The sequence below is a fragment of the Azomonas macrocytogenes genome, assembly GCF_014191985.1.
Classification (GTDB): Bacteria; Pseudomonadota; Gammaproteobacteria; order Pseudomonadales; family Pseudomonadaceae; genus Azomonas; species Azomonas macrocytogenes.
This window is the reverse complement of the sequence record NZ_JACHXI010000007.1, coordinates 111,459-124,546: the sequence shown is the minus strand read 5'-3', so window position 1 is coordinate 124,546 and position 13,088 is coordinate 111,459. Positions and strand designations below refer to the sequence as shown.

The 13,088-nt window shown below is 61.3% G+C and carries 13 protein-coding genes; 8 read left to right on the top strand and 5 right to left on the bottom strand.

What is annotated here, in order from left to right:
* Nucleotides 1–18: 18 nt before the first annotated feature.
* Genes rpoZ through FHR87_RS09185 form a run of 3 tightly spaced genes read left to right on the top strand, consistent with a single transcriptional unit; the run spans nucleotide 19 to nucleotide 2,881 of the window.
* Nucleotides 19–285 carry a DNA-directed RNA polymerase subunit omega gene (gene rpoZ, locus FHR87_RS09195; RefSeq protein ID WP_183166428.1) on the top strand — a complete coding sequence of 89 codons (267 nt, stop codon included), beginning with the start codon at nucleotides 19–21 and terminating at the stop codon, nucleotides 283–285.
* A gap of 59 nt (nucleotides 286–344) precedes the next feature.
* Nucleotides 345–2,450 (top strand): bifunctional GTP diphosphokinase/guanosine-3',5'-bis pyrophosphate 3'-pyrophosphohydrolase, encoded by a 2,106-nt coding sequence (gene spoT, locus FHR87_RS09190; RefSeq protein ID WP_183166427.1) that lies wholly within the window; start codon nucleotides 345–347, stop codon nucleotides 2,448–2,450.
* 50 nt (nucleotides 2,451–2,500) lie between these two features.
* Nucleotides 2,501–2,881, top strand: coding sequence for a RidA family protein (locus FHR87_RS09185; RefSeq protein WP_183166426.1), 381 nt, complete (start codon nucleotides 2,501–2,503; stop codon nucleotides 2,879–2,881).
* A 31-nt stretch (nucleotides 2,882–2,912) separates the two neighbouring features.
* Here FHR87_RS09185 and FHR87_RS19555 read toward each other — a convergent pair whose 3' ends face one another.
* Together FHR87_RS19555 and FHR87_RS09175 are read right to left on the bottom strand one after the other, a co-directional pair.
* Entirely contained in the window at nucleotides 2,913–3,494 is a 582-nt protein-coding gene (locus FHR87_RS19555) for an OmpA family protein (RefSeq protein WP_183166425.1), read from the bottom strand.
* Between the two features lie 2 nt (nucleotides 3,495–3,496).
* Nucleotides 3,497–3,973 (bottom strand): FecR family protein, encoded by a 477-nt coding sequence (locus tag FHR87_RS09175; protein WP_246335929.1) that lies wholly within the window; start codon nucleotides 3,971–3,973, stop codon nucleotides 3,497–3,499.
* 575 nt (nucleotides 3,974–4,548) lie between these two features.
* Between FHR87_RS09175 and FHR87_RS09170 the strand changes: the two genes are divergently transcribed.
* Both FHR87_RS09170 and FHR87_RS09165 read left to right on the top strand, forming a co-directional pair.
* Nucleotides 4,549–6,528, top strand: coding sequence for an AAA family ATPase (locus tag FHR87_RS09170; protein ID WP_183166424.1), 1,980 nt, complete (start codon nucleotides 4,549–4,551; stop codon nucleotides 6,526–6,528).
* Between the two features lie 171 nt (nucleotides 6,529–6,699).
* Entirely contained in the window at nucleotides 6,700–7,023 is a 324-nt protein-coding gene (locus FHR87_RS09165; RefSeq protein ID WP_183166423.1) for an I78 family peptidase inhibitor, read from the top strand.
* Nucleotides 7,024–7,157: 134 nt separating this feature from the next.
* Here FHR87_RS09165 and FHR87_RS09160 read toward each other — a convergent pair whose 3' ends face one another.
* Nucleotides 7,158–7,517, bottom strand: coding sequence for an HU family DNA-binding protein (locus FHR87_RS09160; protein WP_183166422.1), 360 nt, complete (start codon nucleotides 7,515–7,517; stop codon nucleotides 7,158–7,160).
* 336 nt (nucleotides 7,518–7,853) lie between these two features.
* On the opposite strand from FHR87_RS09160, the gene FHR87_RS09155 reads away from it, so the two are divergent.
* The 3 genes from FHR87_RS09155 (at nucleotide 7,854) to FHR87_RS09145 (ending at nucleotide 10,595) form a co-directional block, all read left to right on the top strand.
* Nucleotides 7,854–8,399 carry a chorismate--pyruvate lyase family protein gene (locus FHR87_RS09155; RefSeq protein WP_183166421.1) on the top strand — a complete coding sequence of 182 codons (546 nt, stop codon included), beginning with the start codon at nucleotides 7,854–7,856 and terminating at the stop codon, nucleotides 8,397–8,399.
* A 78-nt stretch (nucleotides 8,400–8,477) separates the two neighbouring features.
* Nucleotides 8,478–9,359: a 4-hydroxybenzoate octaprenyltransferase gene (gene ubiA, locus FHR87_RS09150; protein WP_183166420.1), complete on the top strand. Its 882-nt coding sequence runs from the start codon at nucleotides 8,478–8,480 to the stop codon at nucleotides 9,357–9,359.
* Between the two features lie 42 nt (nucleotides 9,360–9,401).
* Nucleotides 9,402–10,595, top strand: coding sequence for a class I SAM-dependent rRNA methyltransferase (locus FHR87_RS09145; protein WP_183166419.1), 1,194 nt, complete (start codon nucleotides 9,402–9,404; stop codon nucleotides 10,593–10,595).
* A gap of 6 nt (nucleotides 10,596–10,601) precedes the next feature.
* On the opposite strand, the gene FHR87_RS09140 is transcribed toward FHR87_RS09145, so the two are convergent.
* Together FHR87_RS09140 and glpK are read right to left on the bottom strand one after the other, a co-directional pair.
* Nucleotides 10,602–11,351, bottom strand: a complete 750-nt coding sequence (locus tag FHR87_RS09140; RefSeq protein WP_183166418.1) for a DeoR family transcriptional regulator — start codon at nucleotides 11,349–11,351, stop codon at nucleotides 10,602–10,604.
* A gap of 50 nt (nucleotides 11,352–11,401) precedes the next feature.
* The gene (glpK, locus tag FHR87_RS09135) at nucleotides 11,402–12,925 is read right to left on the bottom strand and encodes a glycerol kinase GlpK (RefSeq protein WP_183166417.1); all 1,524 of its coding nucleotides are present in this window, start codon (nucleotides 12,923–12,925) and stop codon (nucleotides 11,402–11,404) included.
* Between the last annotated feature and the right edge of the window lie 163 nt (nucleotides 12,926–13,088).

Below are 13,088 nucleotides of genomic sequence, written 5' to 3'. Positions count from 1 at the left end.
CGATCACGAGGAATCCCCATGGCTCGCGTCACTGTTGAAGACTGCCTGGACAACGTCGATAACCGCTTCGAACTGGTCATGCTCGCGACCAAGCGTTCGCGCCAGCTTGCGACCGGCGGCAAGGAGCCGAGAGTGGCCTGGGAAAATGACAAGCCGACCGTCGTAGCCCTGCGCGAAATCGCCGCCGGCCTGGTGGACAAAGCGATCATTGCCCACGACGACATCACCCACGAAGAGCCGCTGTTCGTTCAGTACAGCGAGGACGAGCCCAGCGAGGCACTGTAAATCATGCCGGGTCGAAGTCGTATCGTTCGAACAGGACCGGGCTGCCGAGGAGTCCGCTCTTGCCAGCCCTAGACAGCCTTGTCGCCCGTCTGTCGACCTACCTGAGCGACGATCAGGTCAATCTGGTCCGTCGAGCCTATTTCTATGCCGAGCAGGCCCACGACGGCCAGCGACGGCGTAGTGGCGAAGCCTATGTCACGCATCCACTGGCAGTAGCCGGAATCCTCGCCGACATGCACATGGACCATCAGAGTCTGATGGCCGCCATGCTGCACGATGTGATCGAAGATACCGGCATTCCCAAGGATGCCCTCATCGCCCAGTTCGGCGAGACCGTTGCAGAGCTGGTGGATGGAGTCAGCAAGCTGACCCAGATGAAGTTCGAGACCAAGGCCGAAGCTCAGGCCGAGAACTTCCAGAAAATGGCCATGGCCATGGCCCGCGATATCCGGGTAATCCTGGTCAAGCTGGCCGACCGCCTGCATAACATGCGCACCCTGGAAGTACTCACCGGCGAAAAACGCCGGCGCATCGCCAAGGAAACCCTGGAAATCTACGCGCCCATTGCCAATCGGCTGGGCATGCACAACATGCGCGTGGAATTCGAGGACCTTGGCTTCAAGGCCATGCATCCGATGCGAGCCGAACGCATATACGCGGCGGTCCGGCGCGCTCGTGGCAACCGCAAGGAAATCGTCAACAAGATCGAGCAATCGCTGATTCACTGCCTGCAGCGGGAAGGACTGGGAGGCGAAGTGATGGGGCGTGAAAAACACCTCTACAGCATCTACAAGAAGATGCGCAGCAAACGCCGCTCGTTCAGCGAAATCATGGATGTCTACGCGTTCCGCATTGTCGTGGACAAGGTGGATACCTGTTATCGGGTGCTTGGCGCGGTACACAACCTCTACAAGCCGCTGCCCGGTCGCTTCAAGGACTACATCGCCATTCCCAAGGCCAACGGTTACCAGTCCCTGCACACCACACTGTTCGGCATGCATGGCGTCCCCATCGAGATCCAGATCCGCACGCGCGAGATGGAAGAAATGGCCAACAACGGCATCGCCGCCCATTGGCTGTACAAATCCGATGAAGAAACCCTCAAAGGCACTCATGCCCGTGCCCGCCAGTGGGTCAAGGGTGTACTGGAAATGCAGCAGCGGGCCGGCAACTCGCTGGAGTTCATCGAAAGCGTGAAGATCGACCTCTTCCCCGACGAGGTTTACGTCTTCACCCCCAAGGGCAGCATCATGGAGCTACCCAAGGGTTCGACGGCCGTGGATTTCGCTTATGCCGTGCATACGGATGTCGGCAATACCTGCATCGCCTGCCGAATCAATCGTCGACTGGCCCCCCTGTCGCAGGCGCTGGAAAGCGGCGCCACGGTGGAAATCATCACGGCTCCCGCTGCACGGCCCAACCCGGCCTGGCTGAACTTCGTCGTCACCGGCAAGGCACGCACGCACATTCGCCACGCTCTCAAGCAGCAGCGTCGCTCGGAATCCGTCAGTCTTGGCGAGCGCTTGTTGAACAAGGCCCTGACCGGCTTCGGAAGCAGCCTCGACAAAATTCCCGAGGAACGTCTGCGCCAGGTTCTGGGCGAATATCGGATGACTGTCTGGGAAGATCTGCTGGAAGATATCGGTCTCGGCAACCGCATGGCCTATGTCATCGCCCGCCGCCTGCTGGCCAGCGATGGCGAACTGGCGCCCAGCCTGGAGGGCCCGCTGGACATTCGCGGCACCGAAGGGTTGGTCCTGAGCTACGCAAAATGCTGCTCGCCGATTCCGGGCGACCCCATCGTCGGCTACCTTTCCGCCGGCAAGGGCATGGTGGTGCACCTGGATACCTGTCGCAACATCAGTGAATTCCGTCATAACCCGGACAAATGCATTCCGCTTTCCTGGTCCAAGGATGTGACCGGGGAATTCAGTGTCGAACTGCGTATCGAGCTGGAGCACCAGCGCGGGCTGATCGCACTGCTTGCCGGTAGCGTGAGTGCCGCCGATGCTAATATCGAAAAAATCGGCATGAGCGAGCGTGACAGTCGGACCTGCGTGGTGCAACTGGTGGTCAGCGTCCATGACCGAACCCATCTGGCCCGGGCAATCAAGAAGCTGCGCACCATCAGCGGTATCACCCGCATCACCCGTCTGCGGGCATAGGCAGGTTCGCCGGTTTCATCCTCTCCTTTTCCCGAAACAAGGAGCTTCCCATGAGCAAGACCGTTATCCACACCGACAAGGCCCCTGCTGCCATCGGTACCTATTCCCAGGCGATCAAGAGCGGCAATACCGTCTACCTGTCCGGGCAGATCCCGCTGGACCCCGCACGCATGGAGCTGGTCGAGGGCTTCGAAGCCCAGGCCGTGCAAGTCTTCGAAAACCTCAAGGCGGTGGCCGAAGCCGCCGGCGGTTCGCTACAGGACATCGTCAAGCTGAACATTTTCCTCATCGATCTGGGTAACTTTGCCACCGTCAACGAAGTGATGAGCCGCTATTTCCAGCAACCGTACCCAGCCCGTGCCGCTATTGGCGTGGCCTCGCTGCCCAAGGCCGCCCAAGTGGAAATGGACGGCATCATGGTGCTTGGCTGACCCCGCCGGCCCTGTACGCTCCAACCATGCGTCAATAGATGCAGATTTCGACCCGCCGGTTGCGTGGCTCGCGAGTTCCATCCGGCGTGGGTACCAGCGGGTTGAATTCGGAATGGGACGTCACGTTCAAATAGCGGATTTCGACTTTTTCGGCTTTTACCCATTCGGCGACCCGCTGCGCACGAACCAGACCGATTCGCTCATTCACCTTGGCATCGCCCAACGTATCGGTGTGTCCGATGACCGAAACGATGGCCGGCTCACGCTGGTGCAAGCTTTCCTTCATACGGGCCAGCAGCCGCTCGGATTCCGGTGTCAGGCGTTTCCCATCGTCGAGAAAATACAGATAGAAACGCAAAGGTGCCGGAGGCTGCACCCGCAGGACCGCCGCGAAGGTTTTTTCGAGCTGCTGGCGATCCACCGCAAAAACCTGCCCGGAATCCAGTAATGCAACCTGGCCATTGCGCTCAAGCTGCAATGGTTCGCCCGCACCGGGAACGACCTCGACGGAACCACCGCGCTGAGCACCCTCGAGCAGCGCAACATAATTATTGGTACACCCGGTCAGAACCAGAAGAAATAGCGCAAGCTGTAACCCGATGAGTTCATGCACGCTCACTGCACAGCCTTGATCAGCACATGCGCACCATCGGTCACACGGATGGTGCCATGCGGTGTCTGCAACCTCATCGCCTGGGGATCGAGCTTGGCAATCTCACCAGCCAGCAGGCTCAGCATGCCGCGTTCGAACCTGGCTTGCAGAAGCAGACTCTTGCGTGCGGGATCGAACCGGACATCCTCCAGCCGCATTTCACTCTCAGCCCCCAAAGCGATGATCGTCCCATCGATCAGGATCACCCCCAGCGCGCCTTGCGGTCCGGTTTCCAGCTTGCTGCCGCTCAGGACAACCTGGCCACTCATCGCCACCAACGTATTACCACGAATGGAAACGTACGCCGGGCCTTCCACCCGCACTACATAGCCAATGGGTTGTGGCAAGGGCGCTGCCGCGACAAAACTGGCGCCCAATGGCAGGACAGCCAGCAAACCGACCCAGGCCATTGTTTTGCCATGCTTGATCCAGCCTCTCATCAATTTCTCCCACCGCACCACTCACTCCCTGCGTTACGTCCGGCAGAGGGCGCCGGACAACGGAAATGCTACGCAAAGCCCCTTTATTCGTCGATATCAGGCGCGCAGCGATATTCGTCGGAAGCACACTGAACAGCGAAACGGTGAACCAAATATCGATTGGCCAGAGCGACAGAGGGTTCCTTGGGCAGACTGTCTCTCATCGAAAAAAGCCATCCATTCGTCGCTTTAGCGTGCAAAGCCGAGCCTTTGCCTTATTCTCGAAGCCAGCCGAGAGTACGTTCCTATCGAATAGGTTGATACAAGCACCGGGTCGGGTTGTTCCCGGCCCTCACGTATGGTCGACAGACATCGACACGGACGTTCGCGTAAACCTGTTCACCGCATGCCCTAAGCGCTCGGGAAACCAGACTTGCGAATACCGGCAAGCAGCATGGCCTCGGCGAGCCATCAAGGTTCAGAGCAAACGGAATCGGCAACAGATTCCCCGGCCAGGACCTGCCACGAAAAGCAGTGGTCCGTCCCGACGGGACGGTTGTTTTAGACACGTCGGGCGCCTACGCCCTGGATGATCGATGAAAAAACCAACTTTCCTCGGCCGCCGTGGCCTCTTGCCATTCGCTATCCTGCTGCTGGCAATCGCGGCAGCCATCGCTCTTTGGCGCTTTTGGCCCGCTACTGCGACCACGCCTCCCGAACCCGGCAGCATTGCCGCCATGGTTGCCCGGCTGAAAGACTCCGACAGTGACTGGAAAGCCCACCGCGCCGATATTTCGCGCCTGCTCGGCGACCTCGACAGCCGCGCCATCGCCGGTGCCGCCATCAGCGACGAGGCGATCTACATCAGCACCCGCGAAAGCCAGCACTACTGGCTTGCCGACCAGCACGGACGTATCGCCGACCTGCTGCTTGGCCGCTACAGCACCAATCAGGCCGAGTTCCCGGTCACCTTGATCGATACTGCTGGCGAAGCGCCCTGGTATCACGTCCTGCTGCCCTACCTGCCGTTCGCCATCCTGGCTGTAGTGGCGCTGAGCATTGCCCTGCCCAAGCTGCATCCCTACCGTACCCGCCACAAAAAGGGCACCGACATAGGCTTCAGCGACGTGATCGGTGCCCGCGAAGCCAAGCAGGCGCTGCAAGATATCAGTGCGTATCTGCGCAACCCGACTGCCTATGCCGCCCTGGGCGCACGGCCACCCAAGGGCGTGCTGCTCACCGGCGAGCCGGGCACCGGCAAGACCCAACTGGCCAAGGCATTGGCCAGCGAGGCCCAGGCCAGTTTCATCCAGGTGACCGGCAGCGATTTTTCCTCCATGTACTTCGGGGTCGGCATCCAGAAGGTCAAGTCGCTGTTTCGCGCGGCGCGCAAACAGGCGCCCTGCATCATCTTCATCGACGAGATCGATGGCATTGGCAAGCGTGCCGAGCAGACTCGCTCCAGCGATGCGGAAGCCAATCGCATCATCAACCAGATTCTTACCGAGCTGGACGGCTTCGACGGTTCCAGCGGTGTGCTGGTACTGGGAGCGACCAACTTCCCTAACTCCCTCGATCCGGCACTGGTGCGCGAAGGCCGTTTTGATCGCAGCGTCGCAGTTGGGTTGCCGGCACTGGAAGATCGCGAGGCATTGTTCCGCCACTATGCCGCCAAAATTCGCCTGGGCAGTGCCCCGGATTACGCCGCGCTAGCCCGCAACAGCGTCGGCCTGACTCCGGCGGCCATCGCCGCGATCGTCAACCAGGCCGCGCTACTGGCGGCACGCGCCAGCTCCGAGCGGGTCGAGATGCACCACTTCACCGACGCCATCGAGACCTGCCGCATCGGCGAGCAGGTTTCGGGAATCACGCCACTCTCGAAAACCGACCGTAAGCGGATCGCAGTACATGAGGCCGGTCATGCGCTGGTGGCAGCAGCGCTCAAGGTCGGCCGGGTAGAAAAGGTCACCATCCTGCCGCGCGGCCAGGCGCTGGGTGTCACACTGGTTACGCCAGTGGAAGACAAGCGGCTGCATATGGAATCCGAACTGCGCAATCGCATCCAAATGCTGCTGGCCGGACGCGGTGCCGAACAGCTCTATTTCCATGAAGTCTCCTCCGGTGCAGGCCAGGATCTGCAGGAAGCCTCGCGTATCGCCCTGTCGATGGTCGGCGCGCTGGGCATGAGTCCGCGTGGTTCGCTATTGAGCCTGCAAGCGGTCCGCGAGGCGCATATCGAATTCGACTCGGGCGAGTCGATCCAGGCCGCTGATGCTCTGCTGCGCCAGCTCGAACACGAATGCCAGGTACTGCTGCAGCGCCTGAAGCCGGCCCTCGACGACATATCCCGGCGCCTGCTGATCGAGGAAACCATACCCGGCGAAGACGTGCTCGCGGCTATCGCCCGACTGCCGCAGCATCTGCGCGATACCCACCTCGACCGGGCGCTTATGCCGACACTGGAAGTCATCGACCGGGTCGCCGCCAGCACCCTGGAAACCCCCGATCAATTCGAACTGGGTCTGTCCGCCCGGGAAAGGGAAAATGCGGACGACGATGGCCCTGGGATGGCTTGACCGGTACAGAGCGGATCGATCCGCCCTTTATCATCCATGCCATGTCCACAGAGTCTGCCGCGCTCCGGCAACCACCACGGCCCGAGCTTCGAAGCAGTCGCAGCGGCAAATGGCCATTGCTGAAGCAAAACTGCTAGGGTTGCGGGCCGCGTATACACAGAGGAAAACACTATGACCAAGCACGCCGCCATCGGCCTGCTCTGCCTGGTTACATTTGTCGCCGGCTGCAGTTCTACTAACTCTACGAACTCGTCCGACACCAAACAAACTACTGCCGCATCGGGCAAGCACGATACCTGTACGGCTGCCGCCGTGGAAAAGCTGATCGGCCGCACCATTACTGTAGAACTGGCCGATGAAGCCCGCGTGCAGTCAGGCGCCAGCCTCATCCAGGTCATGGGCCCCGAAGACGGGCTGAGCATGGATTACGATCCCCAGCGCCTGAACGTGGATGTGGACGACAATGGCAAGATCCAGCGGATCAACTGCGGCTGAGCGGTGCCGGAAGAATCGAAATCATTGCCCGAATCCGGGAGGCATCTTTAAATCGGAGACACCGACCTCCCCGTGAAAATCGACAGGCCGGCGTATGCCTGACAACACAAGGAATCGAGCACTGGTGACGGGCGTCAGGGAGTCTGCGCGTGGCTCTCTCCAGTTGCCCGACGCGAACGCGTGCGATTGCCGGATTTTACCGGCTTGGGTTCAGGCTGCTCCTGGACAATAGCCTCGCGCAGTGCCTTACCCGGCTTGAAGGAAACGGTGTTGCTGGCGCCGATGATGACCGGCTCGCCGGTTTGCGGATTCTTGCCGGCACGGGCACCGCGATGGCGCTGGAGGAAGGTGCCGAAACCAACCAGGGTCACGTGGTCCTTACGGCCTACCGCCATGGCGATCTGCTCCAGAATATCGCTCAGCACACGGTTGGCCTGGTCTTTGGGAATATCGGCCTTGGCGGCCATGGCAGTGACGAGATCCGATTTACGCATAAATAGCCTCTTGCTCGGTTATTGTTGTCTCGCCGGCACGCACTACCGGCAACTGCTTTCGCTAGTGGCCTGTGTGGTCAAATGGGTTAACTCGAATTCGGCTGACCGAGGTTTCGGGACCAAGCGTTGCGACGAGCTATGGCAAGCCGTGGCAACACCGTCTCGAAGCCTTGAGCGCCGGCATTGACTAATCGAATCAACCAAACAGGCCACTAGGCAGTTTCAGGAGAATGGCACGCGAATCCGGACTCTGCCACCTCAGTGTGCCAGTGTCTCGCTGAACGGCGGGATACCCGTGCTAGACTCGCCGGCCAAATCCATCACCCTTTCATCCCCATGCACGATACTCTCGACTGGCTGAAAGCCGAGTGCCTGCCTGCATCCTTGGGTGCCGGAAAACGTGCCTGGCTGTTCGACCAAGGTTCACTGACCCGCAGGCTGCAGGCACTGGCACAGGGACAGCTCGAAGTCCGCATCCTGGCCGAAGGCTGGCAGCACCTGCGCGACGACGAATGCACCGCGCTTGCCGCAGCACCGGCAAGTATGGGCTGGGTGCGCGAAATCTACCTGTGTGGCCGGAGCGAGCCCTGGATATTCGCGCGCAGCGTGGCCCGGCGCGATGCCTTGCAGGCGGCCGGGCTGGATCTACAAAACCAGGGCGCGCGCCCTCTGGGCGAGCTGCTGTTCAGTGCGCAGGGTTTTACCCGGGGCGAGCTGCAAACCTGTCGCTATCCGGCTGACTGGCTACCGCAAGCGGTGCGCGAGACGGGACACTGGGCGCGTCGTTCCTGCTTTACCCGGGGCGAGCTCGGCGTGCTGGTTGCGGAGGTATTCCTGCCGGCATTCTGGCAGGCGGCCGGAATCGACCCGCACCGCCGCTGAAGCCGGCAACGAATCCACTCTCGCTCGCCACCAGGCGGGCAACCATGCCCCCGTAGAGACCCACCGAGGTACCCGAACTTGCAGAATATCCTTCATCGCCTGCACCCACGCGCCTGGGACTTCGTCCAGTTGACCCGCCTGGACCGGCCGATCGGTATCTACCTGCTGCTGTGGCCAACCCTGATGGCTGTCTGGATCGCCGCAGCCGGCCGACCCAGCGTGAAAAATGTGCTGATTTTCACCCTGGGCGTCATCCTGATGCGCTCGGCCGGCTGCGTTATCAACGACTTCGCCGACCGCAAGTTCGACGGTCATGTACAACGTACGCGTGAACGCCCGCTGGCCAGCGGCAGGGTTACGTCCCGCGAAGCCCTGGCTCTCTTCGCAAGCCTGATCGTGCTCAGTTTCCTGCTGGTATTGCTGACCAACCTGCCGACCATCTTGCTGTCTTTCGGCGCGTTGGCGATTGCCTCGCTCTACCCTTTCATGAAGCGCTACACCCACCTTCCCCAGGCAGTGCTGGGCGCCGCCTTCTCCTGGGGCATCCCGATGGCCTTCAGCGCCGCGACTGGCAGCGTGCCAGCTGTAGCCTGGCTGCTCTTCCTGTTCAATGTGCTCTGGACGGTGGCCTACGACACCTACTACGCCATGACTGACCGCGAGGACGATCTGAAGATCGGCGTGAAATCCACCGCCATCCTGTTCGGTCGTCTGGACCGGCCGATCATCCTGGCCTTGCAGGCACTGGCCCTGCTCTGCCTGCTGATAGCGGGCGCACTGATCGACCTGGGCGGGCTGTTCCAGTTGGGCCTCGTTGTAGCGGCAGCCTGCTTTGCCTGGGAGTTCTACCGCACGCGCACGCTCGATCCGCAACGCTGTTTCGAGGCCTTTCTGCACAACCACTGGGCCGGCCTGGCGATGTTCGTCGGTACGCTTCTGGATTACGCCCTGCGTGGTTGAATAGGACCGCTATAATGCCCGGCCTTTTTCCGGAGTTGCCCGATGTCCCTGCCCAGCCTGCGCCTCAAAGCCAATGCCGACCGCCGCCTGCGCGCCGGCCACCTGTGGATCTACAGTAACGAGGTGGATGTCGTCGCCACGCCGTTGACCGGTTTCGCCCCTGGCGACCAGGCCATCCTCGAGGCGGCTGGCGGTAAACCGCTGGGCATCGTCGGGCTCTCGCCGAACAATCTGATCTGCGCTCGCCTGCTGTCACGTGACCTCAAGTATCCGCTGGACAAATCGCTGCTGGTACACCGCCTGAACGTCGCCCTGTCCTTGCGTGAACGGCTGTTCGATACGCCCTGCTATCGCCTGGTTTATGGCGATGCCGACCTGCTGCCGGGGCTGGTGGTCGACCGCTTCTTCGACATCCTCGTCGTGCAAATCGCCTCGGCGACCATGGAGCGCCATAAGGACAGCGTGCTCGAAGCCCTGCTGCAGGTCTGCAAGCCAAGCGGCGTGTTGTGGAAGAACGACGCCAGCGCTCGTGACGCCGAAGGGCTGCCGAGCTATGTCGAACCCGCCTACGGCGACATACCAGACTGGGCACCGCTGGAAGAGAACGGCGTGAAATTCGCGGCTCCGATTCTGCAAGGCCAGAAAACCGGCTGGTTCTACGACCACCGCATGAACCGCGCCCGGCTGGCGCCTTACGTCAAGGGCAAGCGGGTGCTGGATCTGTTCAGCTATATCGGCGGCTGGGGCGTGCAGGCGGCCGCGTTCGGCGCCAGCGAAGTGATGTGCGTGGATGCTTCCGGCTTCGCCCTGGATGGCGCCGAACGCAATGCCACGCTCAATGGAGTGGCCGAGAAACTGATTTGCGTGGAAGGCGACGTATTCGAGGCGATCAAGGAACTGAAACTCGTCGACGAACGCTTCGATGTGGTGATCGCCGACCCACCGGCCTTCATCAAGCGCAAAAAAGACCTGAAGAACGGCGAAGCTGCCTACCGCCGCCTCAACGAGCAGGCCATGCGCTTGCTCAACAAGGACGGCATCCTGGTCAGCGCTTCCTGCTCCATGCACCTACCGGAAGATGATCTGCAGAACATCCTGCTCGGCAGCGCCCGTCACCTGGATCGCAACATCCAGCTGCTGGAACGCGGCGCTCAGGGGCCGGACCACCCGGTACACCCGGCCATCGCCGAAACCCGCTACATCAAGAGCCTGATCTGCCGGCTGTTGCCGAGCTGAGCGCGCTCAGACCAGTTCCAGCCTGACCTTATGCTGCCCCAGCAACGCGCCCAGGCCTGCCGCCGGCTGGGCATCGGTGAACAGCCGGTCGATCTCGGCAATGGAGCCTAAGCGAACCATGGCGTTGCGGCCAAACTTGCTCGAATCGGCGGCGAGAAAGACCTCCCGGGCATTGTCGAGAATGGCCTTGGAGGCGCGGACTTCCTGGAAATCGAAATCCAGCAGGCTGCCATCCTCGTCGATGCCGCTGATTCCGACCAGGGCGTAGTCGACTCGGAACTGCTCGATGAAATCCACCGTGGCCTGCCCGACGATGCCTCCGTCGCTACGTACCTTGCCGCCAGCCACCAGCACTTCGAAATCCTCCCGGGTGCTGAGGATTCCCGCCACGTGCAGATCGTTGGTGATGACCTTCAAGGCACTGTGCCTGAGCAGGGCACGGGCGATGGCCTGGGTGGTGGTGCCGATATTGATGAACAGCGAGGCATTGTTCGGTACTGCGCCAGCCACGGCCTCGGCAATACGCTGCTTTTCCTCGCGCATCTGCGCGGCACGCATGGAATAGGCCGTGTTTTCCACGCTGGAATCGGACGCCGCGCCGCCATGGTAGCGGCGCAAAAGGCCGCGTTCGGCCAGTTGATTGATATCGCGGCGGATGGTCTGTGGCGTCACGGCGAAGGCCAGGGACAGTTCTTCGATGCTGACGTAGCTGCGGTCACGGACCAGTTCGAGGATGTTCTGTTGGCGGGTGCTCATGGCTTGTTCCTTGTGCGCGCCGGCGAACCTATCACAGCCAGAAGAAATGCTCACTCATCCTCGTCCACGAGCCAGCGCTGGCTGCGGCGCACCGCCTTTTTCCAGCCAGCAGTGAGCCTCTGGCGCTCCTCGGCAGAGCAGGCCGGCTCGAATACCCGTTCGATCTTCGCCTTGCCGCGCAGCTCGTCAATGCTGCTCCAGAAGCCGGTGGCCAACCCGGCCAGGTAGGCCGCGCCAAGTGCGGTCATCTCCCGCTGCTCCGGCCGCTCCACCGTCGTGCCGAGCACGTCGGCCTGGAATTGCATGAGAAAGTTATTGTTCACCGCCCCGCCATCGACCCGCAGAGACTTGAGCCGCTCGCCGGCGTCCTGCTGCATGGCATCGAGCACGTCGCAGGTCTGGTAGGCGATGGATTCGAGCGCAGCGCGGATCAGGTGATCGGCCTTGACGCCACGCGAGAGGCCGAACACGGCACCGCGTGCATAAGGGTCCCAGTAAGGTGCGCCCAGCCCGGTGAAGGCCGGCACCAGGTAGACGCCATGGCTGTCCTTGACCTTGGTCGCGAAATATTCGGAATCGAACGAATCATTGATCAGCTTGAGTTCGTCGCGCAGCCACTGGATGGTGGAGCCGCCATTGAAGATGGCACCTTCCAGGGCATAGTTGACTTCCCCTTTCGGGCCACAAGCGATGGTGGTGAGCAGGCCGTGAGCCGACTGCACGGCCTTGTCGCCGGTATTCATCAAGAGGAAACAGCCGGTGCCGTAGGTATTCTTGCCCTGACCCGGCGCCACGCACATGTGGCCGAACAGCGAGGCCTGCTGATCGCCGGCGATCCCGGCGATGGGGATGCCGCTGTCATCGCCACAGCCGGGAATGAAGGCATGGCCGTAAACCTCGCAGGAAGAGCGCACCGTGGGCAGCATCGCCCGTGGAATATCCAGCGCATCCAGCAGGCGCGTATCCCATTCCAGCGTATGGATGTCGAAGAGCATGGTGCGGGCGGCATTGGTGTAGTCGGTTACATGCACCTTGCCCTGGGTCATCTTCCAGACCAGCCAGGAATCGATGGTGCCGAACAGCACCTCGCCACGCCGGGCCCGCTCTCGACTGCCTTCGACGTGATCGAGAATCCACTTGATCTTGGTGGCGGAAAAATACGGGTCGATGACCAGCCCCGTGCGCGCCCGAACATGCTCTTCCAGCCCGTCGCGCTTGAGCTGTTCGCAGATCGCTGCGCTGCGCCGGCATTGCCAGACGATCGCGTTATGGATCGGGCGACCGGTCTGCTTGTCCCAGATCACCGTCGTCTCACGCTGGTTGGTGATGCCGATGGCAGCGACCTGCTGATTGGAGATACCAGCCTGGGTCAGGGCTTCGGTCAGGGTCGCGCTCTGCGTGGCCCAGATTTCAATGGGGTCGTGCTCGACCCAGCCCGCCTGCGGATAAATCTGGGTGAATTCGAGCTGCGCCACACTGACGATATTGGCATCACGGTCGAGCACGATGGCTCGTGAGCTGGTGGTGCCCTGATCCAGGGCGACGATGTATTGCTTGTGGTTGGTCCGGGTCATGCCATTGGCCTCTGCGAAGCAAGAAATGATCAAGCCCGGGCCGTTCCGGAAAATCCGGGGCGGCCGCAAACGGGCAGCGAGGAAACATGCATGTCGTTCATGGGCAGCATGCCTTTCTTGTTTCCTTTTTATATTTGTTATCGAGCGTCATAAGGGAATTTTT